Below are 26348 nucleotides of genomic sequence, written 5' to 3'. Positions count from 1 at the left end.
ACCCGTCGGTGGTGTCCGTGATTCCGCCTCGCGGAGCCCTCGTCCCGTGGGATCGTGCCGACATGCTGATCGAATGCGGAGTGTGGTTCTCGAGGTTGGCTGTGGCCGGGGTCTTCGGACTTTCGGCGATCGGGAAACTGGCCGATCGGGTGGCGACCGCCGAGGCGGCGCGCGAGTTCGGGGTGCCGATCCGGTGGTCCGCGGCGGTGGCGATACTGCTGCCGGTGAGCGAGGGCGTGATCGCGGTCGCGGTGCTGCCGGCGCCGACCGCCGTCGCCGCGGCGGGTGCGGCGATCGTGCTGCTCGTGGTACTGACGGCGGCCGTGCTGCGCTTGCTGGCCGCCGGATCCCGGCCCGCGTGCGCGTGTTTCGGGGCGGCGAGCGCCGAGCCGATCGGGGGCGCCACGGTGACCCGCAACGGGGTGCTGCTGCTGGTGGCCGCGGTCGCGGCGACCGGCTCCGCGCTGCGCCCCGGCGTGCCGGGTGACCTGCCCGTACCGACCTGGGCCGGGCTCGCGGTGATCGCGGTCCTGGCGACCTGGCAGGTGTGGACCCAGGGCCGGGTCGCGATGCTGCGGCGTCAGGTGGACCGGCTGGCGCTCGCCGATCTCGGCAGGGAGGGACTGCCCCCGGGTGCGGCCGCGCCGGAGTTCGAATTGGCCGACACCCACGGTGGCCGGGTGGCCCTGGCGGATCTGGTGGCGGACGGGCGCTCGCTGCTGCTGGTGTTCGTGCACGCCGAATGCGATATCTGCGCCGTGCTGGCACGGGAGCTGCCCCGCTGGCAGGCGCGGCGGTCCGGCGCCTTGACCATCGCGGTCGTCGGCAACGGCGACGTCGAGTCGTACGCGGCCTGGGCCCGCGCGCACGACTTGGGCGACCTGCGCGTCCTCGTGCAACAGGGCAACGAGGCGGCGCTGCGCTACCGGGTGCGGGGAACTCCGTCAGGGGTACTGGTCGGTCCCGACGGGCGCATCGCGGCGGCGGTGGGACGCGGGCCGATGGCGATCCGCGAGCTGATGATCACCGCCGACGGCCCGGCGCGGCGGCGCGATCCGGGCCTCGAACGCAGCAGCCGGCCGTAGCGCCGGCCCGCTCGGCGACACGCCATGCGGAGGCCAAGTGCCACAACGATTTCGGCGTGTCGATATTTGCTGTGTGGTTACCTGGAGATTGCTACTCAGTCACTGTCCGGCTCGTCAGAGGGGAAAATCATGGCCGATTTCGCCTTCACCGATTACTCCGGCAAAGAATTCATCATCCGACTGAACAACGATCAGCGCATCGAGGAGGCGCGGCGCATCCTCTCCGGCAAGGAGCAGATGTCCGTGCACGTGATGGGCCGAATTCGCAAGCAGCAGGCCCCGTACAACCCGGGCTGGACCTTCCACCTCGACCCCGACACCATCTCGTTCTTCACCGTGGCCATCGAGGTCTGCGACTCCAGTATCGAATACGCCGAGGAACATCTCGACGAGGCGTGTGGCGCGTTCCTGCCGGGCTGCTTCTGGTGTCCCTGGTCGTCGAGACTGACCAGGGAACTCCCGGCGGCATAGCCGCCCGGTGGGGGTGACGCCGCTACCCGGCGTCACCCCCGCCGCTGTCCGGTGGCGGCCGACCGGGAACGCCGTACGGGTGAGAGGCGAAGGGGCGCTATCTCGTTCGCACCCGGACCGGGATACTCCCCCATGCGCGCAGGGTGTTGTTGTGGTGGCGCCGGACAGGGCCGGTGAGTTCGACGCTGTGCACCCGCCGGACCAGCGCGGTGAGCAACGCCTCGGCCTCGAGCCGGGCGACGTGCTGGCCGACACACTGGTGGATGCCCATGCCGAACCCGACATGCCCGGAGGGGTCGCGGCTCAGATCGAAGGCGTCCGGGTCGGTCCAGCGGCGGGGATCGCGGTTGGCGGCGGCGAGGAACATCAGGATCTTGCGGCCGCCGGGGACGGTGTGGCCGCCGATGCGGATGTCGTCGGTCGCGGTCCGGAAGAAGGTCTGCACCGGCGATTCCCAGCGCACGGCCTCGTCGAAGGCAACCCGGGCCAGCGCCGGATGCTCCCGAAGTCGTTGCCACTGCGCGGGATTGGTGGCCAAGGCGTACAGGATCGCCGACAGGGCGTGCACGGTGGTGTCGACACCCGCGGACAGCAGTGAGCGAACGACCAGCGGCGCCTGCTCGGAAGTGATCTCACCGCGGTCGGCGGCGGCCCAGATCGCGGCGCCGAAGCCGTCTTCGGTGAGCAGGGGCCGAGCGCACTGCTGTTGCGCCCAGGCGAGCAGCTCACCGGCTCCGGCGGCGCCCTTCTCGACCAGGTCGTTGGCGGGCCCGAAGGCGTTGAACAGGTGATCGCCGTAGGGCAGCAGGTGCTGCCTGCCCTCCTTCGGGATGCCCACGGCATCGGGGAACACGCGTAGCGGGAACACCTCGGCGAGATCGGCGACGGCGTCGAATTCGTTCGTCCCGGACAGAAGCCGGTCGACGAGACGTTCGGCATCGGCCATCCATCTGTCCCGCAGGGTGCGCAGCGCCCGCGGGCCGAGGATCCGCGCCAGCACCCGGCGCGGGGCGTCGTGCAGCGGCGGATCGGCCTCCAGCAGCAGACTCGGTGTACGCCAGGGCTTTTCGGTGCGGAAGTTGGACAGGCCGACGCCGGCCGCGGATTGGAAACCCTGCCAGTCGACCAGCGCGGCACGCACCTGCTCGTAGCGGGCGAGCGCGTAGACATCATATTTCGTCAGGTACACGATCGGTCCGGCGTCGCGCAGTTCGGCGTGCAGCGGCAGCGGGTTCTCCAGCACCTCGTGGCCGAACGGGTCCGCATCGCTGGTGGGCAGCAGGCCGGAGCCGAGAGCTGTGGTCATGATCGGGAATTCCTCTCGGGGGCGGGCCGGTTCAGAGATCGAGGACGAGAATGTCACTGCGCGAACGAGATACGCAGACGAACAGGCAGTCACCGGCGTCGCGCTCGTGGTCCTCCAGCACGGCGTCACGGTGGTCGGGCCGCCCGGCGAGCACCGTCGTCTCGCAGGTACCGCAGGTGCCCTGCCGGCACGAGGACAGCACCTCCACCCCGGCGGCGGCGACGGCATCGAGGATGGTCCGCTCGGGCGGGACGGTGACGGTGATCCCGGTACGGGCCAGCCGCACGTCGAAGGAGGTGCGCGGCGCGGCGGCATCGTCGCGCCCGGCGAACCGCTCGGTATGCAGGGTGTAGCGGGGCCAGCCGGCACAGACCTCGGTCAGCGCGTCCAGCAGCGGCGCCGGGCCGCACGCGTAGATCTTCACGCCCGAGCGTGGCGCGCCGAGGAAGCCGCGCAGGTCCAGGCGGCCGCACTCGTCCTCGGGCGCCACCAGGACCCGGTCGCCGAAACGGGCCAGTTCGCCGGTGAACGCCATCGAGGCGCGGCGACGGCCGCCGTACAGCAATTTCCATGCGGCGCCGACCCGTTCGGCCTGATCGAGCATCGGCAGCAGCGGCGTGATGCCGATACCGCCCGCGACGAACAGGTACTCCGGCGACGGGATCACCGCGAAGTTGTTGCGCGGGCCACCGACGCCGACGAGGTCGCCGACCGCGAGCCGATCGTGCACGAAGGCCGACCCACCACGGCCGTCCGGTTCGCGCAGCACGGCGACGCGGTAGCGGTGGGGGTCCCAGCGATCCCCGCACAGCGAGTACTGCCGGATCTGCCCGTTCGGCAATACCAGATCGATATGAGCGCCCGGGGCCCAGTCGGGCAATCGCTGCCCGGACGGCGCGACCAGGTCCAGCGCGACCACGTTCTCCGCGACCGCCCGTTTCTCGGCGACACGCACCACGGCAACCGCGCCGGGTACCGAATTCGCCTGTGCGTCAAGCGGTGTCGGCATACTCATGTGGCGACCTCCTCGTCTCCCCCTCAGCGTGACCGGGGTCACCGGGATCCGGAAATTTCGTCCCAATGAATGGAAGAGGGATGTGCGGCGGGTCACGCCGCCGTCAGGCTGGGAACATGCCGCGCACCGCGACGGGTGAATCGTCCCTCACGCGGGCGATACGCATCCTCACCGCCTTCACTCCCGAGGAACCGGCCCTGCCGGTCACCGAAATCGCCCGGCGTACCGGCCTGCCGAACGCGACGGCCTCCCGGCTGATCGCGGAACTGGCCGCGCACGGCCTGCTGGAACGCCGGCCGGACCGGCTGATCAGCATCGGCATGCGCCTGTGGGAACTGGCCGCGCGCGCCTCCCCGGCGGTGTCACTGCGCGACGCCGCGATGCCGTTCCTGGAGGACGTGCACACGGTGGTCGGCCACCATGCCCAGCTCGGCGTGCTCGACGGCACGGATGTGCTGTTCCTCGAACGGCTGTCGGCGCGCGATGCGGTGATCAACTATTCCCGGGTGGCCGGGCGACTACCGCTGCACATCTCGTCGTCCGGGCACATCCTGCTCGCGCACGGCGGCGACGCGCTGCGGCAGCGGATACTGAACGGCCCGCTGCCGGCCCGTACGGCACGCACCGTCGTCGACCCCGCCGAATTGGCCGCGGTGCTCGCCGACACGCAGCGGCTCGGATACACCCTGTTGCGCGGGCACGTCCACGAGGACGCGGCGGGTGTCGCGGTCCCCGTGCGCAACGGCATGCACGAGGTGGTCGCGGCCCTGTCGGTCATCGTCCCCAACGATGCCCGCGCCGAATCCTACGTGCCGGTGCTGCTGGCGGCGGCCCGGGGCATCAGCCGCCGGATCGCCGAAAACCGTTCCGATTCCAGAATGCGGTAATGCGGTCCACGCGGCTCACACCGACGGAAACAGGCAGGATAATGTCGATGTCGAACGGCTCCGGACAGCCTCGACCCCGGCCGAATCGGCCAGACTACCCGCCCCGAAGTAAAGATTGCAATGCTTGCGATAATTGGCGTAGCGTCCGGGGATGGATATCAGGAGGACCCGGTGACGAGCCCGCGGCACAAACGCATCACCCAGCGTCGCATCGCCGAGGTGGTCGCCGCGGAGTTGCGGGCCCGGATCCTGTCCGACGACAGCGCCGAACGATTGCCGCCGCAGGAACAACTGGTCCAGGAATTCGGGGTCAGCTATCCGTCGGTCCGGGAGGCCTTGCGCATCCTGGAGACCGAGGGGCTGATCACGGTGCGCCGGGGCAATGTCGGTGGCGCCGAGGTGCACCGGCCCGATCCCGCTTCGGCCGCTTATCATCTCGGCCTCGGTTTGCAGGCCGCGCATGTCACCCTCGGCGATCTGGCCGTCGGCCTGCAGATGCTGGAACCCACCTGCGCCGCCGCCTGCGCCCGCCGGGCCGACCGCGAGACGGCGGTGATCCCGGCGCTGGAGGCGAATCTGGCGTCCTGCGCCGAACTGATGGGCGAGGGTCTGCCGTTCACGTTGGCGGCCCGCGCCTTCCACGATCTCGTCGTCTCCTTCAACCCCAATGTGACGGTCCGCTACGTGGTCAGCACCCTGGTCGCGCTGTGGTCCGCGCACGAGGAGACCTGGGCCGAGATCCTCACCAGGAGTGGCGAATACCCGTCGCCGCGGGATTCCGCGGAATCACTGGACTGTCATCGGCACATCATCACCGCCATCGCGGACGGCGACGCCGAGGAGGCCGAGCGCCACTATCGCTCGCATCTCACCGCCACCCAATCGCTGGTGCTCACCCATTTCGACACCGGCCCGGTCGACGTCTCCTCCGCCCAGGTCGGCGCGGCCATCCAGCAGAGCCGCGGCACCCATATCTGAGGGCCGCGCCCGAATCAGGGTGCGGTGCGGTAGAACTCGGCCGCGGTGACCGTGACGGGAACGCCGAGTTCGGCGGCGACCGCGGCGATCGCGGCGTCGCCCACGGCGAGATCGGCCCGGCCGTCGGTGGTGAAGTGCGGGGCGAGGAAAGTGTCGTAGTGGGTACGGATCTCGGCATCGGTGTGCCGGCCGAGGAAGGTCCGCAGGTGCCGCACCGTGGTGTCGGGATCCTCATGGATCACCCGCAGGGCGCGCCGGTGGGCGCGCACCGCGGCCTGCACCGCAGGATCGTCCGGCGCGAGGAACGTGGGGTCGACGGCGATGCCGACGGTGGGAATCCGGAAATGGTCGCCGACCCAGATCGGGGCGGGCCAGCCGCGACCGGCGGCGATCGCCTCCGGGGCCATGGTGCTGCCGACATAGGCGGCGTCGATGCCGCCGTCGTGCAGCCGGCGCAGATCCATGCCGTAGTCGCCCGGTGACCGGACCACGCAGTGGACGTCGCGATCCGGGTCGATACCGTTGCGGCGCAGCACGATCCGAGCGAAGCAGCCCGGCGGGGTGTGCGCGGCATGGACCGCGAGCCGGCGGCCCGCGAGCCGGTCGGGGGTGAGGAACCAGAACAGCGGAGCGTGGGTGTTGACGGTGAGCGCGACCCACGGGACGCCACCGGTCAACCGGGACAGCAGCGCACGACCGAGGCCGATCGTGGCGCCGCGCCGCAAACGCTGTTCGTCCCAGGCGCAGCCGTCGCGCAGCGCGACGTGAACGCCCTCGTCGGCGTAGAAGTCCTCCTGATCGGCGATGTAGGCGACCAGTTCCTCGTGCAGGCCGCGGCCCACGTAGGCGAGATCGAGGGTGTGCACGGCAATTCCTTTCTCGGGTACCTCTCAGTACATCGACATGCCGCCGTTGACCGCGGCGGTGGTGCCGGTCATGAAGGCGGCGTCCTCTCCGGCGTAGAAGGCGACCGCGCGGGCGACATCGCCCGGCCGGGCCAGCCGGCCCAGTGGGGTCGCGGCGATCTGCCGGTCCTTCAACTCGTCGTCGAGCACCTGGGAGATCCGGGTCTCGGCCACCGGACCGGGTTCGACGACATTGACCGTGATGCCCTGCGGCCCCAGTTCCTGGGCGAGATACCGGGCGAACTGGGCGAGTGCGGCCTTGGCCGTGCCCAGTGCGATCATGCCCGCCCGGGGCTGCCGGGCGAGCCCGGTGCCGAGGTAGATCAGCCGCCCCCAGCCCCGTGCGGTCATGGCGGGGAGCACCGCCTTGGTCACCACGAACGCGGTGCGCAATTCGCTGTCGAGCTTGCCGCCCAACTCGTCCCACGTCATCTCGCGAAACGGCTTGATCGCGTAGGGAGTCAACGCGTTGTGCACCAGCACATCGACCCCGCCCCAGGCCGCCCCGACCTGGTCGAGCATGGTGTCCACGGCCTCGGGATCGCGGACGTCGGCCTGGAATGCCATGGCCACACCGCCCGCCGCCTCGATACCGGCGACGACCTCCGCGGCCGCCCGATCACTGTGCAGATAGTCCACCACCACCCGCATCCCCCGTTCGGCCAGCAATCGCGCGGTGGCCGCGCCGATTCCGCTACTGGCCCCGGTCACCAACGCCACCCGGCCGGTCGTACCGGTCATGAGGCCGCCTCCTGTTCGTCGTCGCGGCCGGGGCGGATCGCCCCGTGCAGCAGGATGTCGACAGTCGACCGCAGCAGATCGGCTGCGGTGCAATCGAGTTCGTGCGGAAGTCGTGAATTCAGCAGCCGCTCCACCGCGCCGCGGGTGATCTCGGCCAGCAGTTCCGGCGGCGCCGACAGCTGCCCGCGCCGATACCCCTCCCGGAACAGCTCCTCGAGCCGCCGATACACCACCGCCTCGATCCGCTGCTCCACATGCCGGCGCAACACCGCGTCACCGCGACCGGTCGCCAGTTGAGCCGCACCGATCCGCCCGAGCTCACCAGCTGCCGCGAGCAGGAAACGCCGCATCTGCTCACCGAACGGCCGGTCCCGCGTGGCCTCGGCAGCCGCCGCCAGCGTGTGCTCGACGGCCTCGAACTGCCGGTCGAGCACCGCGATCAGCAGGCTGTGCTTATCGGGAAAGTACCGGTAGATCGTCTTCTTGCTCATCCCCAGATCGCGAGCGAGGTCGTCCATACCGACCCGTCCGGGCCCGGGCGCCAGGAACAGCCGCCCCGCCGCGTCGAGGATCACCTCGGCCCGCCGCCGCTCGGAAACTGAGGAAACTATCGTGGTTTCCATAGTTTCCAGAATGATCCACCCCCGGCCCGCTGTCAAGGCACCCCTGCAACCCCGGTGACCGGGCCGCCACAGTGCCTGCGACGGTCCGGTCACCGGCCGCCGGGCATCCCGCACCGCCGGTTTCCGCACATCTCGGCCACGTTGCCCGCGCCCGGATCGGGCCGGTGCCACGCGGCGGAGGGCGGCGGGGCACCGGCGGCGATTCAGAAGGAGGTGATGACCACGCGGGCCACGTCCGGGGATTCCAGTGCGGCGTAGCCCTTTTCGACCTCGTCCAGAGCGATGGTGCGGGAGACCAGGTCGTCCAGGTTGAAGCGGCCCTCCAGGTAGAGGCGGGCGAACATCGGGATGTCGTGGCGGGGGGTGGTCGAGCCCATGTTGATGCCCTGGATGCGCTTCTGGGACATGATGAGCGCCAGGGGGGCGAGGGGGAATTGGACGGTCGGGTCGACCAGGCCGATCAGGTAGAGGCCGCCGCCCACGGCGGTCATGGCCAGGGCCTGTTCGGTGACCGCGGGAATGCCGACGAAATCGAAGACGGCGTCGGCGCCGGCGCCGGTGATGTCCAGAACCGCTTGCACCGGATCGACTTTCGAGGAGTCGACGGTGTGGGTGGCGCCGCAGCGCCGGGCGAGCGCCAGCTTCTCGGCGGTGATGTCGACCGCGATGATGGTGGCGGCGCCGGCGACGACCGCGCCGCTGACCGCGTTGAGGCCGACGCCGCCGGCGCCGATGATCACCACCGTGTCGCCGGGTTTCGTTGCGGCCGTGTTGATCACCGAGCCGGCGCCGGTGACGACGCCGCAGCCCAGCAGGGCCGCCTGCGGGAAGGGGACCTCGGCGGGGATCTTCACCAGCTGGGCCTCGTGGATGAGGGCCTGCTGCGCGAAACCGCCGAGCCCGAACACCTGGCTGACCGCGTGGCCGTCGTGCGAGATCCGCGGATCCTGTTCCGCGGTACGCAGTGTCGCCTCGGGACGGGTGCACTGGTAGATGTGGCCGGTGAGGCACTTGTCGCAGCTGCCGCAGTACTGCACCAGGCAGGCGACGACGTGGTCGCCGACGGCGAGATCGGTGACGTCCGGGCCGATCCGCTCCACCACACCGCTGATCTCGTGGCCGAGCAGCATCGGGGTGGGCACGCCCATCTCGAAGCGGGAGAAGGTGAGGTCGGTGTGGCACAGGCCCGACGCCTTGATGCCGACGACCACTTCGCGGCCCACGGGGTCGGCGAGTTGCACCTCGGCGGGGGCGAAGCCCGCGCCGATCGCGTTGACGATCATGGCCTTCATGGTTATTCCGTTTCCGTTGCGAGAGTGGTCAGGTGAGGAGTGCGCCGGCGTCCACCGGCAGAGTGGCCCCGGTGATGTAGCGGGCGTCGTCGGACACCAGGAACAACACCGCCTTGCTGATGTCCTCGGGTTCCACCCAGGGCACCGGCATCGCGTTACCGCGCTGGAACGCGTCGCGGACGTCGTCGACGGTCGGGTTGTCGACGTCCGGCCGGAACAACGCGAACGTCGTGGGATTCATGATCATGGCGGAGTTCACCGAGGTCGGCAGGATCGCGTTGACTCGCACGAACTGCTCGGCGTATTCCAGTGCCAGTGTGCGGGTCAGGCCGATCACCCCGTGTTTGGTGGCGGTGTAGTGCGGCATGTTGCGGATGCCGCGCACCCCGCCGACCGAGCTGATCAGCACGACCGAGCCGCCCCGGCCACCGGCGGCGATGTGCGGCAGCGCGGCGGCGCAGGTGTTCCAGGCGCCGGTCAGGTTGGTGTTCAACACGTTCTGCCAGGCGGCATCCGAAAGTCCGCGTGCCACACTGCCGTAACCCGAGATCCCGGCGTTGGCGACCACGATGTCCAACCGGCCCAGTTCCGCCGCGGCGGTGTCGACCGCCGCGCGCAGCACCGGGCCGTCCCCGACATCGGCGACGGCGCTGTGCACCCGGCGGCCGAGTTCCCGCACCAGCCTTTCGGTTTCGGCCAGATCGGCCGGATCGGCCATCGGGTAGGTGACGGTGTCGATCTGGCGGGCGATGTCGATCAGGATCAGGTCCGCGCCCGCGCGGGCCAGATGCAGTGCGTGACTGCGTCCTTGGCCCCGCGCGGCGCCGGTGACCAGCGCGACCCGGCCGTCGAGCGCGCCCATCAGTACGGCCCCACGACCTTGGCCTGCAGGTAGCTCTCCAGCGCCTCGGGCCCGCCCTCGTGGCCGAAGCCGGACTGCCGCCAGCCGCCGAAGGGCAGATGGAAGTCGGTGATGTGGGTGTTGATGTTGACCGTGCCGGCCCGCACCCGCAGCGCGACCCGCTCGGCGCGGTCCAGGTCGGGGGTGAAGACCGCCGAGCCCAGCCCGTAGATGGTGTCGTTGGCGATGGCGATCGCCTCCTCGTCACCGTCGTAGGCGACGACCGACAGCACCGGGCCGAACACCTCGTCGCGGGCGATGGACTGATCGGGCCGTACCCCGGCGACCACGGTCGGCTGCACGTACCAGCCGCGATCGAGGCCGACCGGACGACCGCCGCCGACGGTGATCGTGGCTCCGTCCGCGCGGGCGCCCTCGATGAAGCCGAGCACCCGGTCCCGCTGCCGCTGCGCGACCAGCGGGCCGATCTCGGACTTCTCGTCGAACGGATCGCCGACCACCTGGGTGGACATCGCCGCCGACACGGCCTCGACGATCTCGCGTTCCCGGCTGCGCGGCACCAGCAGCCGCGAATTCGACACGCAGATCTGGCCGTTGTTCTGGCAGACGCCGAACACGATGCCGGGCAGCGCCGCCGCCAGGTCGACGTCGTCGAGCAGGATCGCCGCGGACTTGCCGCCGAGTTCCAGGCTCAGCCGCTTCAGGTCGGCGGCGGCGTCGGCCATGATCGTGCGACCGGCGGCGGTGCTGCCGGTGAAGGCGATCTTGTCCACGCCGGGGTGCTGCACCAGGTAGCGACCGGCGTCGCGGCCGCCGGGCACGATGTTGACCACACCCGGCGGAATGCCCGCCGCCGCCAGCGATTCGGCCAGCAGGTAGGCCGACAGCGGCGATTCGGGCGCGGGCTTGAGCACCACGGTGCAGCCGGCCAGCAGCGCCGGCGCCAGCTTGTACATGGCGAGGAAGATGGGCCCGTTCCACGGCACGATCGCGCCGACGACGCCGACGGGCTGCTTGTGGATGGTCCAGTCGCCCATCAGCCCGGTACGCGATTCCCGCAGCGAGACGGACTCGGCCAGGTCGGCGTAGTACTGGAGCATCATGATCGGCGCGGGCGCCTGGCCGGTGCGGGTGTAGGAGATGACCGAACCCATCTCCGCGGTGATCGTGGTGGCCAGCGCGTCGACGCGCTCGCTGAGCGCGGCGGCCAGCGCGCGCATCTTCTCGGCCCGTTCGACCGGGGTCAGCCACGGCCAGTCCGAATGGTCGAAGGCGCGGCGCGCGGCGGCCACGGCGGCATCGATGTCGGCCGGTCCGGCCTCGGGCACCGACCCGATCACCTGCTCGGTCGACGGGGAGATCACCTCGATGCGGGCGGTGGTCGACGGCGCCACCCAGCGGCCGTCGATGAAGAAGTCGTCACGTACGTACGTCGGCTCGGACATCGGAGCACACACTTTCTCGGAGCGTCGATGCTCCGAATCAGGTTCAGAAACAAAGAGATTCGGGAATGCTGCCGAGCCGTCCGCGGATTCGGTGCGCGGTCACCGAATCGCGCGGACGGCCGGCGGCTTCCGGGCGCTCAGCGCACACGGAAGGCGATGGACTGGGGCTGGGCGAATTCGAGCAGACCGGGCAGGCCGTGCTCGGCGCCGATGCCGGAGGCGCCCCAGCCGGTGACGGGTGCGTCGGCGTCGAGCGCGGTGCCGCCGCCGTTGATCCGCACCGATCCGGTGTTCAGCCGCCGCGCGATCTCCCACGCCTTTCCGGCGTCGGCGCCGACCACGCCGCCGGACAGGCCGAAGCGGGAATCGTTGGCGATCGCCACGGCCTCGTCGTCGGTGTCGAAGGGCAGCACGACGGCGACCGGGCCGAAGATCTCCTCCTGTGCCACACGCGCTTTCGGCGTGACGCCGTGGATCACGGTGGGCGCGAAGAAGTATCCGGGCCGCTCGACCGGCTCACCGCCGGTGACGATCTCGCCACCCTCGGCCGCGCCGATGGCGACGTAGTCGGCGACCCGGCCGCGCTGCGTCTCGGAGATCAAGGGCCCCATGGTCGTCGCGGGATCGGTGGGATCGCCGACCACCGTGTGCGCCGCCCGCTCGGCGAGCGCGTCGAGGAAGTCGCCGACCAGCCGCCGGTGCACCACGTGCCGGGTGAGCAGCACACAGCCCTGCCCCGCGTGCAGGGTGAAACTGTTGTAGGCGAGGTTCGCGGCGTCGGCCACCGCCGCGTCCTCCCGGACGATCAGCGCGGATTTACCACCCAGTTCCAGCACCACCGGCGTGAGCGAGCGGGCCGCCAGCGCCATGATGTCGCTGCCGACCCGGCTCGAGCCGGTGAAGCTGATCAGATCCACCCGCGGATCGGCCACCAGCGCCTCGCCGACGGCGACCCCACCGGTGACGACGTTCACCACCCCCGGCGGCAGCCCGGCCTCGGCGGCCGCCGCGCCGAGCACCAGCCCTTCCAGCGGGGTCAGCGGAGAAGGCTTGAGCACCACCGTATTTCCCATGGCCAGTGCCGGACCGAGCTTGCACAGGTTCAGATAGAGCGGGAAATTGAACGGGGTGATCAACCCGGCCACACCGCGCGGCTTGTACACCAGCGCGGTGGCGCCGAGCACCGATCCCGGCCCGGTCCGCAGCGGCGTCACCGAATCCAGTTGGGTGGCAGCGAGATCCACCGCATGCCGGAACCGCCCGAAGCCGATGCCGAAGTGCGTGCCCTCGACCAGCGCCGGTAGCGCACCGGACTCCGCGGTGATGATCGCGGCCAGTTCCTTCCGGTGCGCGTCGAGCACATCGGCGAACCGGTGCAGCAACCGCGCCCGCTCCCGGGCGCTCAGCCGCGGCCACGGGCCCTCGTCGAAGGCGCGCCGGGCGGCGGCGACCGCGACGTCCAGATCGGCCGGATCGCCCTCCGGCACCGAGCCGATCACGGTCGCGGTGGCCGGATTCGTCACCGCGGTGGTGCGCTGCTCGCGGGTGGCGATCCAGTCGCCGTCGACGAAGAGACCGTCGTAGCTGGTCGAATCGAACATGACTTCCTTCGTGAGCGGGTGGTCCGGGATGCGGTTGCGGGTCAGTCCCAGACCAGCGGCAGCGCGTCCAGCCCGCAGACCTGGTTCATGTGGCGGTGCAGCGTCTCGCCCTCGGCCACCCGGTAATTCGGGATCCGCGCGTGGAACTCCTCCAGCACGATCTTCAGCTCCAGCCGCGCCAGGTGCGAGCCCACGCAGCGATGCGGGCCGATGCCGAAGGTCAAGTGCCGGTTGGCATCCCGGGAGAAGTCGATGACATCGGGATCCTCGAACTGGCTCGGGTCCCGGTTCACCGCGATCGGGTTGATCAGCACCCGCTCGTCGGCGGTGACCTCGTAGCCGCCGATCTCGGTGTCGGTGCCGACCGCCCGGCCGATCATGATGACCGGATCGAAGCGCAGGAACTCCTCGACCGCGGCCGGGATGATCTCCGGATCGTCGAGGATCTGCTGCCGCAGGTCCGGGCGCTGCGCGAGATTGGCGAACATGAACGACATCGCCGAGGTGACGGTGTCCAGCCCGCCGAGGAACAGCAGCAGCGCCATGTGGATCAGGTCGTCCTCGCTGATCGGCGCACCGTCGATCTCGCCCTGCACCAGGGCGGTCGCGATGTCGTCGCGCGGGTTGGCCTTGCGCTCGTCGAGGATGACCCGCAGATACTCCATCGTCTGCGCGGTGGCCTCACCGGCCGAGATCGCGCCGTCGCCCTCGTGGGCCACATGGTTGATGTTGGTCGCCCAGTAGTGGAACTTCTCGGCGTCGGCGTTCGGCAGGCCCATCAGCTCGGTGAAGATCGTGGTGGGCAGCGGGGCGGCCAGATCGGCCACCAGTTCGCAGGAACCCTTCTCGCGGAACTGCTCGATCAGGTTCACCGTCAGCGCCCGGATGGCCGGTTCCAGCGCCGCGATGTTCTTCGGCGAGAACGCCTTCGAGATGATGTTGCGGTACTTCATGTGCTGGGGCGGGTCGTACTCCAGCGGCGGCAGCGGCCGGGTCTGCGGACCGGCCGGCACACGCACGGACTTCGAGTTCGTGAACGTCGCGGGATCCTGGAGGATCCGGCGGGCGTCGTCGTAGTCGGAGACGACCCAGAAACCGCCGTGGACATCGGTGTGGGTCACCGGGCAGCGTTCCCGCATCTCCCGCGAGACCTCCAGCGGGTCGGCGCCCAGCCGGGCGTCGTGATGGTCGAAGTGCGCTACGAAGTGCTCGATGAGCTCAGGTTGCATCCGGGCTCCTTGGACAGGACGGCGTCGGTCGCCGAGGCGGCAGGAAGGTGGAGGACACCGGTGTGGGCCGAAAGGCGCTGTCACGGGGTGTCGTCGGATGTGCAGCCTGGCACGTGACCGTTATCACTTCCGTTACGACGAGCGGAAACGCCGCCGGTAACGCGCGCTCGCGACCATGAGCGCATGCTGACGACACCACCCCCGGTCACGGATCCGGCCGATCTGCGCCGCACCTTCGGATGCTTCCCCAGCGGGGTCGCCGCGCTGTGCGCACTCGGCTACGACGGCGTGCCGGTCGGCATGGCGGTGAGTTCCTTCACCTCGGTATCGCTTGCCCCGCCGCTGGTTTCGGCGTGTGTGCAGGACACCTCCAGCACCTGGCCGCGGCTGCGCGCCCGCGATCGTATCGGGGTCAGCATTCTCGCCGAGGGGCACGAGGACGCGTGTATCGCGTTGTCCCGCAAGCAGGGTGATCGCTTCGCCGGGGTCGGCTGGGACGCCACCACCGACGGCGCGGTGTTCGTGCACGGCTCGACCGCCTGGCTGGACTGCGTGGTGCACGACGAGGTGGCCGCGGGCGACCACACCATCGTCGTGTTCCGGATCGAGGGTGCGCTGGCCGACACCGGGATCGAGCCACTGGTGTTCCACGGCAGCAAGTTCCGGCCGCTGGCGATCGGCTGAACCCGATCGTGCGGTCAGTCCGCGCCGCGTCCGGTCAGGTAGGCCGGCAGCATGCCGAGGATCAGTTCCACCAGTTCCGCGCGGCTGGTCTGCCGCTCGTCGGACAGCCAGTGCATCATGACCCGCAGCGTGCCGGCCGCGAGGAACTGGCTGCCGTAGTCCAGCAGTTCCGCGGTGGCATCCGGCCGTTCGATCGCGATGATCGGCACGATGTTGCGCGCCATCTCGTCGACGAAGCGTTCGCGGATGGCCGCGCCGCTGGAACCGTCGCGGGCCAGCCGCAGCAGGTAGTCGTTGGCCAGCAGCCCGTCCAGCACATCGGCCAGACCCGTGCGGGTGATCTGCTCCCGGCTCAGGCCGGAGTGGGCGCGCCGGGCCACGTCGACCGAGCCGAGTTCGTCGAACAGCTCCTCCACCGCGAACAGCGCCAGCGCCTCGACGGTGGCGAAATGGGTGTAGAAGGTGCTGCGGGCCACCCCGGCCCGGCGGGTGATGGTCGCGACGGACAGATTGCCGGCGCCGCTCTCCGCGATCTCGTCGTGCAGGGCGTCGGACAGCCGCCGCCGGGTACGGCTCACCCGCGCGTCGCCGGTCGCCGACAGCGCGTTGCGGCGGGATTCCTGAGCTGAGTCGGTCATTCGTCCTCAATTAATAGACATCCGTCTATTGGAGGGTAGTCTGAGGGAGATTCAGGTCACACGATAGGTACTACCAGCGACGATGATCATCGAAGATCAGGCGCCGGGATCCTTGCGGACTCGACAGCGCGCCCATCAGCTCCGGCTCGCGAACGCGAGCGCCGCCGTGCTCGGCGAACTTCCCGCGCTCGCGACGGTCGTCGTCGCACGCCCCCGGGTCGAGCACACCATCGCCGACGCCTTCACCCGCGCCGGGGTGGTGGAGATCATCGCGGGCAGCGGCTGTGGCAAGACCACGGCCGCCGCCCTGCACGCCGAAACCCGGCCGGGCCCGGTCACCTGGCTGACCCTGCCACCCGGCTTCACCGCCGACGAGCTGGGCCGCGCCCTGGAGAGCTGCCTGCCGGCGCCGGGAATTCCGGGCGCGACGCCACCGCTGGTGGTGATCGACAACGCCGAGATCGCCGAGGGCGATCCGGCCACGGCCACGGTGCTGGCCGGCTTCCTGCGCCGGGCCACGGCCGTCGACGTGCTGATCCTGACCACCCGCCACCTCGGCAGCACCACCGGCGACCTGGTCCTGCGCGGGCTGTGTGAGGTCGTCATGGCCGAGCAGTTGCGTCTGACCACCGACGACGCCGCGGCCCTGATCGAGCGGCTGCGGCCCGCCGAGCCGATCGGCGCGGACGCCGTCGTGGCCCAGTCCGGCGGCTGGATCGCCGGGGGGGTCCTGCTCATCCGCTTCGGCGGCGCGGGCGGGTCGGCGCAGTCGCCGGTGCTGGTGGCCTACGTCGAATCGCAGATCGTCGACACGCTGCCGCTGGACGAACAGGACCTGCTGCTCGCGGGCGCGCTGCTGGACCGCATCACCCGGCCCGACAGCGCGGGCCTGCTCGGCACGCACGGCGAGTCGGTGTTCTTCGCACTGCGCGGCCGCGGCCTGCCGATGATCACGGCCGCGGACGACACCCTGGTCTACAGTCCGCTGCTGCGCCGCTGCCTGCGGGAGATCCTGCCGCGGCGGCGGTCCCAGCGGATGGCCGACATCCGCCGCCGATTCGCCTTCCACCTGGCGGTCGCGGGCCGATTCGACCAGGTCGTGGACTGGTGTGTGGCCGCCGAAGAACCGTTGCTGGCCGTCGAGGCGCTGGAGTACGGCGTTCGGTCGCTCGGCGATCCGGCCGCGGTCACCGACCGGGTCGAGCGCTGGTCGGAGCTGATCGGCGAATCCCGCCTGCTGACCAGTGACCTGCTCACCGCGTGTGTGCTGCGCGCGCTGCACGCGCGGCGCGGCTTCGATCGCGCGGTCCCGCTCATCCACCAGCTCGAGGCCGACGACCGGATGGACGACATCGTGGCCGCCGATCCCGGCATCGTCGGGGTGGTGCTGTGGACCCTGCACAGCCGGCCGATCGAGGCCGAGCACTACGTCCGCGACCACCGCGACGATCACGCCGCGGATGCCGTGCGGTTCATGCTGGCCGCCACCAGCGGCACCGAACCGGCCCTGCCGCCGCTGGCGACCAGCTGGGGAAATCTGGCGAAGGTCGTGCACTGGGGCATGCTGTGGCAGGGCCGCTGCGACGACATCGTCGCCGCGCTGGACGGCCCGGATGCCGAGGACAACCCCAATGTGGCGCTGGCCGCCGCCTGGAACGACCGGATCGACCTGGCGGAGCAGGCCTTCGAGCGCATCGTGCCGACCGGCCGGGACCGGCCGCACGCCGTATTCGTCCGTGCCGCACTGGATATCGCGCGGGGACGGCACGACGAGGCCCGGCAGCAGCTGCGCGCGCACGCACTGGAGGCCCGCCGGACCGGGGCCGAATCCACCTACGAGATCCTGACCGCCTGGGCCACCCTGCAAGCCGGTGCGCCGGAGGAGGCGACCGCGCTGCGGTACGGCTCCATCGAGATGAACGGCGGTGAGCGCCGGGCGATCAGCGAATGGGCCCGGCTGGTGCTCGGCGTGGCGCTGCTGGAGCTCGACCAGCCCGGCGACGCCGCCGTGGTCCTCACCCCCGCCGTGGAATCCATGCGCCGGGCGCGGCGGCAGCTGATGCTGTCCGCGGCGAGTTACGCACTCGCGGAAGCGCATCTGCGACTCGGCGCCGAATCCACCGCCGCCGCGGTGCTGGCCGATCTGCGCCGGTCCGGAATCCGCCGCCGCGGCTACTGGACCACCGAAACACTCACGCGATGTCACCATCTGCGCGCCGCCCGCCTGCTGGAACCGGTCACGCCGGCACTGTCGGAGGAGCCCGCCGAGCAACTGCCGGAACGGATTCCGGCGGTCACCGCCGTGCAGGACCGGCAGCCCGCGGTGGTGGAATTCCTGCCCTTCCACGAACCGCCGCTGATCGTGGTCGACGGCATGGAGACCTCGGGGCGGCGGACCAAGGTGGTCGAGCTGATCGCCGATCTGGCCCAGCACCCCGACGGTGTGGAGCGATCGCGGTTGCAGGAGCGGCTGTTTCCCGAGGTGGAGCGGAGCAAGGGCGGTAATCACTTCCGGCAGATAGTGTTCCGGCTGCGCGAACTCACCGGGGTGCGGCTGGAACGCCGCAACCCGGCCGTGGTCGCCTGGCCGGAATCGGTGAAACTCGTTGCCCTGGATCGACAGTTCGAGCAGGAGGTGCTGCGGGCCCGCACCGTCGCCGAGCCGACCGAGGCGCACCTGCGGCAACTGCGCGACGCCCTGGATCTGGCTCCCGGGATCTATCTGCCCGGCAGCGATCTGGCCTGGGTCGAGGAGCGGCGGACCTATCTGTCGGTGCTGTTCGAGGAGGCGGTCACCACACTGCTGTGGTGGGCGGTGGAGGCCGGCGACGTGGAACTGGTCCGCGGCTACGGCGCCCGGGTGCTGGAGTTCAACCCGTTCAGCGAGGAGATCTACGGATTGCTCATCCGGGCCGAACATCTGGCCGGGAACCGGGCCGCGGCGATGGCGATCTTCCAGCGGGCACATTCGGCGCTCGGCGAACTGGGCCTCGAACCGGGGGCGGAGCTGCGCCGGCTGGTGCAACTCCCGCCCGCGGCCGTCAACGCCCGCGCCACACGGGGGCCCGCTTCTCGGTGAACGCGCGCGCCCCCTCGATCCGGTCCTCGGACAGGTACGGGTTGGGGCCCGCGTTCAGCCGGAGATTCGCGGGAACCGGCATTTCCCAGCCCTTTCCGGCCATCTCCTTGTAGCGGCGCAACGACAGCGGGGCCCGGGTGAGCAGGTCGGCGACCCATTCGTCCACGCGCGCATCGAGTTCCGCTTTCGGCCACACCCGGTTGATCAGCCCGATCCGCAGGGCGTGCTCGGCGGTCATCCGGTCGCCGAAGTACAGCATCTCCATCGCCAGCGCGCGCGGGATCAGCCGGGGCAGCAGCACCGAACCGAAGTTCGCGCCCATGCCCCGGGTGGACTCCGGCATGCCGAAGATCGCGTCGTCGGAGGCGACCCGCAGGTCACAGGCCATCGCGAGTTCACAGCCGCCGCCGAGGGCGAAGCCGTCGACCACCGCGACGGTCGGCTTCGGGATCTCCAGCACCGCCTCGTAGACGTTGCGGGCCGCCTCGATCATCGGGGTGCTCGGCCGGCCGCCGTCGCGGTCGCGGGCCCGCATGTCCTTCAGATCGCCGCCGACACTGAACGCCCGGCCCCCGGCGCCGCGCAGCACCACGACCCAGACCTCCGGGTCGACGGTGGCCGCTACCGCGGCCTGCACCAGGCGCTCTTTCATGTTGGTGTCCAGGGCATTGAGCCGGTCCGGGCGATTCAGCGTCAGCCAGACGGCATGGCCGCGCCGCTCCGCCAGCAGGACGTCCTCGGTCATCGGGGCACTCTCCTGACGTCGGCGGCGGCCAGCGATCCGTGCTGCTCCGCCAGATCGCGTTGCACGCTGGTGATCGGCTCGGCCCAGGGCGCGCGGGCGGCGGCGTAGACATCGGGCCCGCAACGGAAGTGGCTCGCCTGCGCGGCGGTCTCGATGAACGGCAGGTCCATCGGGTACAGCCGGTTCCCGCGCGGGCGGGGACCCGCGAGCGGGGTGCGGCCGTGTAGTTCGCGGCCGAGGATCCCGGCGGCGAGCAGGGCGGCATCGATCAGGCGGTCGCGGTCGACACCGGCGTGGATGCCGGATTCCTCCAGCAGATCCACCAGGTCCTCGGTGGCGATCATGCCGGTGACCCGGCCGTTGCCGCAGTACGGGCAGCCGCCGATGCCGCCGACCGCGGCGTCCAGCACCAGCGTGGTGTCCGGCGGCATCGCGCGCAGCGCGGCCCACGCGGACACCAGCGCCGCGCCGCGCTGATCGTGCAGGTGCAGGTGGATGGTCCGGACCGTGGGCCAGCGCCGCAGGATCTCGGTGACGAAGCGTTCGGTCCGCAGCGGTGTGTTCCAGCCCATCGGGTCGCCGAGCCAGACGGTGTCGACGGTGATCCCGGCCGCTTCCCAGGCGCCGATCATCCGCGCGAGCAGGTCCATGCCGTACTCGAAGGGGATGTCGCCCACCCAGTTCGAGCCGAATCCCGCGCCGAGCCGCACGGTCGCCGTGCGGGCACCGCGTTCCCGGGCGGCCGCGACCACTGCGGGCCAGGCGGCGATCTCCTGCGCCTGACTGCGATTGGTGTTGCGCCGCACGAACACATCGCACGCGTGCACGGTGAGCCGGGGGCGGTCGTCGACGGTCAGCGGCGGCGTGAAACGCGACCGCCGTTGCGCGCCTTTGTCGTTGAGCACCAGCGCGGTGTACTCGACACCCGGCACCGGAGTGAACCGTTCCAGCAGCTGTTCGACATCGGCCATCTGCGGCACCCAGCGCGGGCTGACGAACGAGCCCACGACCAGATGCCGCAGCCCGGTGCCGGACAGCGCGTTCAGCAGTTCCACCTTGCGCGCCAACGGAATCCGCGCGTCCTCGATCTGCATTCCCTCGCGCATCGTCTCGTCGACGATGCGCACCGCCGGGAATTGCGCGGTCATCGAGAACCGTTCATGGTCAGCACACCGCGCACGTTGCGGCCCTCCAGCTGATCGGCCAGCGCCACATTGATATCGGCCAGCGGGTAGGTGGTGATCATCGAGTCGATGTCCAGCAGCCCGCGCCGGTACAGCTCGGCCAGCCGCGGCACCGCCGCGCGCGGATCCAGCCCGCCGAACAGCGAGCCGCGAATCTGCTTGCTGAACAACGCGAATGCGCCGATGTCCAGCGGCACCGGAGTCTCGCCGTAGGGGCCCATCCCGGTCACCACGAGGACGCCGTCCTTACCGGTGATCGCCAGGCCGTCGTGCAGGATGCCGGGGGTCACCACGCTGGGCGTCAGGATCACCCGATCGGCGCCCTGGCCCCAGGTCAGCTCGTCGACGATGGCGCGCGCGTCGGCGATGGCGGCGGCGGTGTGCGTCGCGCCGAAGGTCTTCGCGGCGTCGCGGCGGGTCGCGAACGGCTCGATCGCGACGATCGCCGCGGCTGCGGCGTTGCGGGCGCCCTGCACCGCCGCCGCGCCCAGTCCGCCGCAGCCCACCACCACGACGATGTCGCCGGGCCGGGTGCCCGCGGTCTCCACCGCCGAACCCCAGCCGGTGGCGACGCCACAGGAGATCAGGCAGGCGGCCGTGAACGGCAGATCATCGGGAATCGGCAGCAGCGAGCGCTCGGAGACCACCGTGCGCTCGGCGAAGGTGCCGAGCTTCGCCATCAGGTACAGCGGCTCGCCGTCCAGGTGATGGCGGTATTCACCGTCGGCGAGCTGGCCGCGCGACATGAAGTCCTTGTTGCCGTTGCACAGCGAGCCGCGGCCGCTGACGCAGTACCGGCAGTGGCCGCAGGTGGGCGAGAAGCTGGCGCAGACCCGATCGCCGACCGCGAACCGGGTGACCCCCGGGCCGACCTCGGCCACCACACCCGACGCCTCGTGGCCGCCGAGCATCGGGTAGACGGCGGCATCCGTGCCCGGCCCGACCCGGTCGCCGCTGCGGAAGTGCTCGTCGGAATGGCACAGGCCCGCGGCCGCCCATTCCACCAGCACCTCACCCGCCGCCGGTGGCGCGACGTCGATCTCCACGACCTGCCACGGCTGCTCGCGACCGACGACGACCGCCGCCAGGGACTTCCTCGAACCCACAGCTGACCTCCGCTTCCTCCACTGCCGCCGCCCACCGCACGGCGGACGACTCGCGGGTCATTACACGGGCGCGGGCATTATGGCGTCCGTTACCGCGGCGCCCCTCCCGAGCGCCATGCGGCAGTAATGCAGCGGGTAACGAAGCGGGGGCCATTCTCGTTCGCACCGGCCGGCGTCCGCCGCCGGACCGACTGCCCGTCGAGGGCGCAATTCACTCGGGAGGAGAACGGTGTCCCTGCGGATCGAGATCGATCGTGGCCGCTGCACCGGCCACGGCCGGTGCTACATGCTGGAACCGGAGTTGTTCGACGTCGACGACGACGGGTGGCCGATCGTCCTCGTGACCGACGCCGAGCCGTTGCGCGAACGAGCGGTGCACGCCGCCGACAACTGCCCCGAACGGGCCATCACGCTGCACGAGGAAGCGAGCGCGGACCGATGAGCGTCCCGCTGCTGCTCGACATGGCCGCCGCGGTGCACGGCGATCGGATCGCGCTGCACCTGCCCGAGCCGCTCACCTTCGCCGGGCTCAACGACCTGGCCGGCGGCGGGGCGACGCTGATCGCCGCGTCCGGGGCCCGGCACGTGATCTACGCCGGCACGAACGGACCGGCGTTCACCGCGGCCGTGTTCGCCGCGGCGCGAGCGGGTGTGCCGATCACCCCGCTGAACTATCGGCTGTCCGGCGCGGAGCTGCGGCGCCTGGCCGAACAACTGCCGCGGCCCTACATCGTCGCGGACACGGAACTGCACGCACCGCTGGCCGGTCTGAGCGAGAACATCCTGACCGGAACGGAATTCGTCGGCACCGCGGCCGGCACCCCGGCGGCCGCGGAGGTTCCGGTCGCACCCGGCGCCACCGCGGTGGTGCTGTTCACCAGCGGCACCACCAGCGCCCCCAAGGGTGTGGTGCTGACCCACGCGAACCTGTCCTCCTACGTGTTGCAGACCGTGGAGCTGGGCTCGGCCGAGCCGGAAGACTGTGCGCTGGTGGGTGTTCCGCCGTACCACGTCGCCGGGATCGCGGCCGTGCTGACCAATACCTACGCCGCGCGGCGCACCGTGCACCTGCCCCGGTTCACCCCGGCGGACTGGCTGGAAACCGTTCGGGCACACGGTGTCACGAACGCCATGCTGGTGCCGACCATGCTGGCCCGGATCACCGAGCACCTGGCGGGCAGCCCGGCAGCGACGCCGACGCTGCGCGCGCTGTCCTACGGCGGCGCGCGGATGCCCGCCACCGTGCTGGAACGCGCGCTGGCGGTGTTCCCGGACACCGGCCTCACCCACGCCTACGGCCTGACCGAAACCTCTTCCACCATCGCGGTTCTCGGGCCCGAGGATCATCGGGCCGCGATCGCCTCGGCGGATCCGGCGGTGCGGGCCCGGCTCGGCTCGGTCGGCGTCCCGGTCCCCGGTGTGGACATCGAGATCCGGCTGCCCGACGGCTCCCCCGCGCCCGTCGGGGTGCCCGGTGAGCTGTTCGTGCGCGGCCCGCAGGTCTCCGGCGGCTACGTCGGCAAGGGCAGCGCGCTCGACGCCGACGGCTGGTTCGCCACCCGCGACCGGGTGTGGCTGGACGACGGCGGCTACCTGTTCGTCGAGGGCCGCAGCGACGACACCATCATCCGCGGCGGCGAGAACATCGCTCCGGCCGAGATCGAGGACGTGCTGCTGCGCCACGAGCAGGTCCGCGAGGCGGCCGTGGTCGGCCTGCCGGACGAGGAGTGGGGCGAGCGGATCGCCGCGGTCGTCGTCCCGGTGGCCGGCGCCGAGCCGGACCCGGAGGACCTGCGCGAGTGGGTCCGCACCCACCTGCGCAGCTCGAAAACTCCTGCGCTGGTAGCGATCCGGCCCGAACTACCGTACACGCCGCTGGGCAAGCTGCTGCGCCGGGAGGTGGCGGCCGACCTGCTGGCCGCGCGGGGACCTGATCCGGCGTCCGCCCCCGGAGCAAACGGCCCGAATACCCCGACCGCCGAACCGCGACCCAGCTCGGCGGCCGACGCCCCGAACGTCGCGGCCGCCGAGTTTCCGGCCGCTCCGCCTGCCGATCTGCTCGATCCGGCCGCCGATTCCGCTTCGCCCCAAAGGAGTAGCCGATGACCACCCCGACCCCGCTCACCGCAGGCGCTCGCCTGCGCAGCCAGACCTGCACCACGGAGGTGATCGTGGTGCGCGCCGGCTCCGGCACCGTCGGTCTCACCTGTGGTGGCGCGCCGATGGTCGGCCTCGACGTCCCCGCCGCGGCAGCGACGGAACCGGCGGCGGACCTCGCGGGCGGCACCGCGGTCGGCAAGCGCTACACCGCTGTCGCCGATCCGGCGCTGGAGGTGCTGGTGACCAAGGCCGGGCGCGGCACGCTCGGCGACGGCACCGCACCGATGGTCGTCAAGACCGCGAAGACCCTGCCCGCCAGCGACTGACCGATCCGATCGAGAGGGAGAGAATCGTGAACGCTCTACTGAACGGCCGGACCGCCGTCGTCACCGGCGCGGCGCGCGGGCTGGGCCTCGCCATGGCCCGCGGCTTCCTCGACCAGGGCGCGACGGTGATCCTGGCGGACCTGGACGGTGACGAAACCGTCGCCGCCGTCGAGAAATTGGCCGCCGAGGGACTGACGAACGCGCAGGCGATGGCCTGCGACGTCACCTCGGAGGCCGACGTCGCCGCGCTCGCGCAGCGGGCCGCGGCCCTGCCCGGCGGCCTGGACGTCTGGGTCAACAACGCCGGGGTGCTGCGCAACGGGACGATGGCCGAGGTGCCGCTGCACGACTTCCGGGTGCTGATCGACGTCCACGTGCAGGGTTCCTGGCTGGGCTGCAAATACGCCGGGCTGGCGATGGGCGACCGGTCCGGGCGGGCCAGTGGCTCGATCGTGAACATCTCGAGCATCGGCGGCAAGGCCGGTCTGCCCGGCCAGACCGTCTACAGCACCGCCAAGTCGGCCATCCTCGGCTTGACCAAGGCGGCCGCGAAAGAGCTGGCGCCCAAGAACATCCGGGTCAACACCATTCTGCCCGGGATCATCCGCACGGCGATGACCGAGCAGTTGGACCCCGCGGATCTGGCCGCCCGGCTCACCGACGTCCCGCTGGGCCGCATCGGCGAACCGCACGAGATCGCCGACGCCGCGGTCTTCCTCGCCTCCGACATGGCCGGTTTCGTCACCGGCGCGGCACTCGAGGTGTCCGGCGGCCGCTTCATGTGACCAATTCGGTCACCACGGAATACACAGTCGTTCACCATATTTCGCTCGACGGAAGGAATACGATGCAGACCACCACCCACGGGACGGTGACCACGGCCCCGACCTCCGGCGCCCCACTGGGCATCGCCGACCCCGTCGAGCGGGCCCGCACGGTGGCGCCGGCCGTGCGCGACGCGGCCGCGGCCGTGGAGGCCCACGGCACCATGACCCCCGAGATGGTCTCGCTGCTGAAGGAAGCCGAGCTGTTCTGGCTGCTGGTGCCGGGCGAACTCGGCGGCGGCAACGGCACGATCACCCAGGCGCTGGCGGTCACCGAGGAGATCAGCGCCGCCGACGGTTCGGTCGGCTGGAGCCTGATGGCCAACATGTCGGTCACCGGATTCAGCGGCGGCCACTGTGCCGACACCGCCGTGGACACCCTGTTCCGCGGCCCGGAGAAGGCGATCATCGCGGGCATGTTCGGCCCGATCGGCAAGGTGACCCCGGCCGAGGGCGGCTACCGCGCGGGCGGCCGCTACCAGTTCGGCAGCGGCACCGGCCATGCCGACTGGATCGGCGGCGGCGCTCGCACCGGCGCGAACAACGAGATCGAACTCATCTTCATGGTCCCGCGCGACCAGGTCGAATTCCTCGGCAACTGGGACGTGCTCGGGCTGGTCGGCACCGGCAGCTACGACTACCAGATCCCGGAACAGTTCGTGCCCACCGAGTTCACCGTCCGCCGCGTCGGCGCGAAGCCGTTGCGCGGGCAGGTGACTCAGCACCTGGGCTTGCAGATCATGGGCTCGGCGGGGCACGCGGGCGTCGCGCTGGGCATCGCCCGTCGCGCGTTCACCGAACTGCACGCGATCCTGTCGGCGGGCAAATCCCGCCCCGGCGTGCAGCCGATCATCGAACAGCAGTTGTTCCGGCACGATTTCGCGGTGATGGAGGGCAAACTCGCTGCCGCGCGGGCGTTCTGCTTCGAGGTGTTCGACGCCGCGCAGCAGACCGCCGAGGCCGGCCACGAGGTCTCCGAGCTCCAGTACCAGCGCATCCGGCAGGCCTCCACCCTGGTCACCGGAGTCGGCCGGGAGGCAGTGGAATTCGCGTACGCGTGGTCCGGCAGCAAGGGCCTGCGCGGCCCGAACGCCCTGGCGCGCTGCGTGCGTGACATCCACGGCGCCACCCAGCACGTGTACGTCGACCCGACGACGATGGTCAACGCCGCGCCGTCGGTGCTCGCCTCGTACGCCGGACGCTGAGCGGCGGCGGTATCCAG

General features: G+C 70.9%; 25 protein-coding genes. 11 read left to right on the top strand and 14 right to left on the bottom strand.

What is annotated here, in order from left to right:
- The first annotated feature begins 62 nt into the window (after positions 1-62).
- Together LBW94_RS08480 and LBW94_RS08475 are read left to right on the top strand one after the other, a co-directional pair.
- Positions 63-1085: a peroxiredoxin family protein gene (locus tag LBW94_RS08480; RefSeq protein ID WP_225055422.1), complete on the top strand. Its 1023-nt coding sequence runs from the start codon at positions 63-65 to the stop codon at positions 1083-1085.
- A 129-nt stretch (positions 1086-1214) separates the two neighbouring features.
- Positions 1215-1556 carry a calmodulin gene (locus LBW94_RS08475; RefSeq protein ID WP_225055421.1) on the top strand — a complete coding sequence of 114 codons (342 nt, stop codon included), beginning with the start codon at positions 1215-1217 and terminating at the stop codon, positions 1554-1556.
- A 97-nt stretch (positions 1557-1653) separates the two neighbouring features.
- On the opposite strand, the gene LBW94_RS08470 is transcribed toward LBW94_RS08475, so the two are convergent.
- Together LBW94_RS08470 and LBW94_RS08465 are read right to left on the bottom strand one after the other, a co-directional pair.
- Positions 1654-2862, bottom strand: coding sequence for a cytochrome P450 (locus LBW94_RS08470; RefSeq protein WP_225055419.1), 1209 nt, complete (start codon positions 2860-2862; stop codon positions 1654-1656).
- A 31-nt stretch (positions 2863-2893) separates the two neighbouring features.
- Positions 2894-3877: a PDR/VanB family oxidoreductase gene (locus LBW94_RS08465; protein WP_225055417.1), complete on the bottom strand. Its 984-nt coding sequence runs from the start codon at positions 3875-3877 to the stop codon at positions 2894-2896.
- Between the two features lie 116 nt (positions 3878-3993).
- Between LBW94_RS08465 and LBW94_RS08460 the strand changes: the two genes are divergently transcribed.
- Together LBW94_RS08460 and LBW94_RS08455 are read left to right on the top strand one after the other, a co-directional pair.
- Positions 3994-4764, top strand: coding sequence for an IclR family transcriptional regulator (locus LBW94_RS08460; protein ID WP_225055415.1), 771 nt, complete (start codon positions 3994-3996; stop codon positions 4762-4764).
- Positions 4765-4935: 171 nt separating this feature from the next.
- Complete coding sequence (locus LBW94_RS08455) at positions 4936-5742, top strand: FadR/GntR family transcriptional regulator (RefSeq protein WP_225055413.1); 807 nt, start codon at positions 4936-4938, stop codon at positions 5740-5742.
- A 14-nt stretch (positions 5743-5756) separates the two neighbouring features.
- On the opposite strand, the gene LBW94_RS08450 is transcribed toward LBW94_RS08455, so the two are convergent.
- The 8 genes from LBW94_RS08450 to LBW94_RS08415 all read right to left on the bottom strand — a co-directional run bounded on the left by LBW94_RS08450 (position 5757) and on the right by LBW94_RS08415 (position 14440).
- The gene (locus LBW94_RS08450) at positions 5757-6608 is read right to left on the bottom strand and encodes an ABC transporter substrate-binding protein (protein ID WP_225055412.1); all 852 of its coding nucleotides are present in this window, start codon (positions 6606-6608) and stop codon (positions 5757-5759) included.
- A 24-nt stretch (positions 6609-6632) separates the two neighbouring features.
- Positions 6633-7388, bottom strand: coding sequence for an SDR family NAD(P)-dependent oxidoreductase (locus LBW94_RS08445; RefSeq protein ID WP_225055410.1), 756 nt, complete (start codon positions 7386-7388; stop codon positions 6633-6635).
- Positions 7385-8011 carry a TetR/AcrR family transcriptional regulator gene (locus tag LBW94_RS08440; RefSeq protein ID WP_225055408.1) on the bottom strand — a complete coding sequence of 209 codons (627 nt, stop codon included), beginning with the start codon at positions 8009-8011 and terminating at the stop codon, positions 7385-7387. Before LBW94_RS08440 ends, LBW94_RS08445 begins: the two co-directional genes overlap by 4 nt.
- Positions 8012-8214: 203 nt before the next feature.
- Positions 8215-9303: a zinc-binding dehydrogenase gene (locus LBW94_RS08435; protein WP_225055407.1), complete on the bottom strand. Its 1089-nt coding sequence runs from the start codon at positions 9301-9303 to the stop codon at positions 8215-8217.
- Between the two features lie 28 nt (positions 9304-9331).
- Positions 9332-10168 (bottom strand): mycofactocin-coupled SDR family oxidoreductase, encoded by an 837-nt coding sequence (locus LBW94_RS08430; RefSeq protein WP_323137834.1) that lies wholly within the window; start codon positions 10166-10168, stop codon positions 9332-9334.
- A complete protein-coding gene (locus LBW94_RS08425) occupies positions 10165-11610 on the bottom strand; it encodes an aldehyde dehydrogenase (RefSeq protein WP_225055403.1) in 1446 nt (481 codons plus the stop codon). Before LBW94_RS08425 ends, LBW94_RS08430 begins: the two co-directional genes overlap by 4 nt.
- A 137-nt stretch (positions 11611-11747) precedes the next feature.
- Positions 11748-13211: an aldehyde dehydrogenase family protein gene (locus tag LBW94_RS08420; RefSeq protein WP_225055402.1), complete on the bottom strand. Its 1464-nt coding sequence runs from the start codon at positions 13209-13211 to the stop codon at positions 11748-11750.
- Between the two features lie 41 nt (positions 13212-13252).
- Positions 13253-14440, bottom strand: a complete 1188-nt coding sequence (locus tag LBW94_RS08415; RefSeq protein ID WP_225055400.1) for a cytochrome P450 — start codon at positions 14438-14440, stop codon at positions 13253-13255.
- Positions 14441-14623: 183 nt separating this feature from the next.
- On the opposite strand from LBW94_RS08415, the gene LBW94_RS08410 reads away from it, so the two are divergent.
- Positions 14624-15124 (top strand): flavin reductase family protein, encoded by a 501-nt coding sequence (locus tag LBW94_RS08410; RefSeq protein WP_225055398.1) that lies wholly within the window; start codon positions 14624-14626, stop codon positions 15122-15124.
- Positions 15125-15138: 14 nt separating this feature from the next.
- On the opposite strand, the gene LBW94_RS08405 is transcribed toward LBW94_RS08410, so the two are convergent.
- Positions 15139-15762: a TetR/AcrR family transcriptional regulator gene (locus LBW94_RS08405; protein ID WP_225055396.1), complete on the bottom strand. Its 624-nt coding sequence runs from the start codon at positions 15760-15762 to the stop codon at positions 15139-15141.
- An 82-nt stretch (positions 15763-15844) separates the two neighbouring features.
- Between LBW94_RS08405 and LBW94_RS08400 the strand changes: the two genes are divergently transcribed.
- On the top strand, positions 15845-18841 hold the full coding sequence (locus tag LBW94_RS08400) for a bacterial transcriptional activator domain-containing protein (RefSeq protein ID WP_225055394.1): 2997 nt from the start codon (positions 15845-15847) through the stop codon (positions 18839-18841).
- On the opposite strand, the gene LBW94_RS08395 is transcribed toward LBW94_RS08400, so the two are convergent.
- The 3 genes from LBW94_RS08395 to LBW94_RS08385 are packed head-to-tail and all read right to left on the bottom strand — an operon-like array spanning position 18804 to position 21876.
- Positions 18804-19586 (bottom strand): enoyl-CoA hydratase/isomerase family protein, encoded by a 783-nt coding sequence (locus LBW94_RS08395; protein ID WP_225055393.1) that lies wholly within the window; start codon positions 19584-19586, stop codon positions 18804-18806. The two genes, LBW94_RS08400 and LBW94_RS08395, sit on opposite strands and share 38 nt — an antisense overlap.
- Positions 19583-20734 carry a citramalate synthase gene (locus LBW94_RS08390; protein ID WP_225055391.1) on the bottom strand — a complete coding sequence of 384 codons (1152 nt, stop codon included), beginning with the start codon at positions 20732-20734 and terminating at the stop codon, positions 19583-19585. The genes LBW94_RS08395 and LBW94_RS08390 overlap by 4 nt, the downstream gene beginning before the upstream one ends.
- Complete coding sequence (locus LBW94_RS08385) at positions 20731-21876, bottom strand: alcohol dehydrogenase catalytic domain-containing protein (protein ID WP_225055390.1); 1146 nt, start codon at positions 21874-21876, stop codon at positions 20731-20733. Before LBW94_RS08385 ends, LBW94_RS08390 begins: the two co-directional genes overlap by 4 nt.
- A gap of 229 nt (positions 21877-22105) precedes the next feature.
- Between LBW94_RS08385 and LBW94_RS08380 the strand changes: the two genes are divergently transcribed.
- From LBW94_RS08380 to LBW94_RS08360, 5 genes are all read left to right on the top strand, one after another.
- The gene (locus LBW94_RS08380) at positions 22106-22318 is read left to right on the top strand and encodes a ferredoxin (RefSeq protein ID WP_225055388.1); all 213 of its coding nucleotides are present in this window, start codon (positions 22106-22108) and stop codon (positions 22316-22318) included.
- Positions 22315-23982 carry a class I adenylate-forming enzyme family protein gene (locus LBW94_RS08375; protein ID WP_225055386.1) on the top strand — a complete coding sequence of 556 codons (1668 nt, stop codon included), beginning with the start codon at positions 22315-22317 and terminating at the stop codon, positions 23980-23982. Before LBW94_RS08380 ends, LBW94_RS08375 begins: the two co-directional genes overlap by 4 nt.
- Positions 23979-24302 (top strand): hypothetical protein, encoded by a 324-nt coding sequence (locus LBW94_RS08370; protein WP_225055384.1) that lies wholly within the window; start codon positions 23979-23981, stop codon positions 24300-24302. The genes LBW94_RS08375 and LBW94_RS08370 overlap by 4 nt, the downstream gene beginning before the upstream one ends.
- A 26-nt stretch (positions 24303-24328) precedes the next feature.
- Positions 24329-25087: an SDR family NAD(P)-dependent oxidoreductase gene (locus tag LBW94_RS08365; RefSeq protein ID WP_225055382.1), complete on the top strand. Its 759-nt coding sequence runs from the start codon at positions 24329-24331 to the stop codon at positions 25085-25087.
- A gap of 62 nt (positions 25088-25149) precedes the next feature.
- A complete protein-coding gene (locus LBW94_RS08360) occupies positions 25150-26331 on the top strand; it encodes an acyl-CoA dehydrogenase family protein (protein ID WP_225055380.1) in 1182 nt (393 codons plus the stop codon).
- The last annotated feature ends 17 nt before the right edge of the window (positions 26332-26348 follow it).

The organism is Nocardia sp. alder85J (genome assembly GCF_020176955.2).
Classification (GTDB): Bacteria; Actinomycetota; Actinomycetes; order Mycobacteriales; family Mycobacteriaceae; genus Nocardia.
This window is presented reverse-complemented; position numbering and strand designations above follow the sequence as displayed.

What these genes read in the sequence shown, in the direction of transcription:
- LBW94_RS08375 (WP_225055386.1), top strand. Translation starts at nt 22,315, where the DNA reads ATGAGCGTCCCGCTGCTGCTCGACATGGCCGCCGCGGTGCACGGCGAT.
- LBW94_RS08435 (WP_225055407.1), bottom strand. Translation starts at nt 9,303, where the DNA reads ATGAAGGCCATGATCGTCAACGCGATCGGCGCGGGCTTCGCCCCCGCC.
- LBW94_RS08360 (WP_225055380.1), top strand. Translation starts at nt 25,150, where the DNA reads ATGCAGACCACCACCCACGGGACGGTGACCACGGCCCCGACCTCCGGC.
- LBW94_RS08415 (WP_225055400.1), bottom strand. Translation starts at nt 14,440, where the DNA reads ATGCAACCTGAGCTCATCGAGCACTTCGTAGCGCACTTCGACCATCAC.
- LBW94_RS08405 (WP_225055396.1), bottom strand. Translation starts at nt 15,762, where the DNA reads ATGACCGACTCAGCTCAGGAATCCCGCCGCAACGCGCTGTCGGCGACC.
- LBW94_RS08465 (WP_225055417.1), bottom strand. Translation starts at nt 3,877, where the DNA reads ATGAGTATGCCGACACCGCTTGACGCACAGGCGAATTCGGTACCCGGC.
- LBW94_RS08410 (WP_225055398.1), top strand. Translation starts at nt 14,624, where the DNA reads ATGCTGACGACACCACCCCCGGTCACGGATCCGGCCGATCTGCGCCGC.
- LBW94_RS08425 (WP_225055403.1), bottom strand. Translation starts at nt 11,610, where the DNA reads ATGTCCGAGCCGACGTACGTACGTGACGACTTCTTCATCGACGGCCGC.
- LBW94_RS08420 (WP_225055402.1), bottom strand. Translation starts at nt 13,211, where the DNA reads ATGTTCGATTCGACCAGCTACGACGGTCTCTTCGTCGACGGCGACTGG.
- LBW94_RS08470 (WP_225055419.1), bottom strand. Translation starts at nt 2,862, where the DNA reads ATGACCACAGCTCTCGGCTCCGGCCTGCTGCCCACCAGCGATGCGGAC.
- LBW94_RS08370 (WP_225055384.1), top strand. Translation starts at nt 23,979, where the DNA reads ATGACCACCCCGACCCCGCTCACCGCAGGCGCTCGCCTGCGCAGCCAG.
- LBW94_RS08395 (WP_225055393.1), bottom strand. Translation starts at nt 19,586, where the DNA reads ATGACCGAGGACGTCCTGCTGGCGGAGCGGCGCGGCCATGCCGTCTGG.
- LBW94_RS08475 (WP_225055421.1), top strand. Translation starts at nt 1,215, where the DNA reads ATGGCCGATTTCGCCTTCACCGATTACTCCGGCAAAGAATTCATCATC.
- LBW94_RS08445 (WP_225055410.1), bottom strand. Translation starts at nt 7,388, where the DNA reads ATGACCGGTACGACCGGCCGGGTGGCGTTGGTGACCGGGGCCAGTAGC.
- LBW94_RS08460 (WP_225055415.1), top strand. Translation starts at nt 3,994, where the DNA reads ATGCCGCGCACCGCGACGGGTGAATCGTCCCTCACGCGGGCGATACGC.
- LBW94_RS08440 (WP_225055408.1), bottom strand. Translation starts at nt 8,011, where the DNA reads ATGGAAACCACGATAGTTTCCTCAGTTTCCGAGCGGCGGCGGGCCGAG.
- LBW94_RS08400 (WP_225055394.1), top strand. Translation starts at nt 15,845, where the DNA reads ATGATCATCGAAGATCAGGCGCCGGGATCCTTGCGGACTCGACAGCGC.
- LBW94_RS08480 (WP_225055422.1), top strand. Translation starts at nt 63, where the DNA reads ATGCTGATCGAATGCGGAGTGTGGTTCTCGAGGTTGGCTGTGGCCGGG.
- LBW94_RS08390 (WP_225055391.1), bottom strand. Translation starts at nt 20,734, where the DNA reads ATGACCGCGCAATTCCCGGCGGTGCGCATCGTCGACGAGACGATGCGC.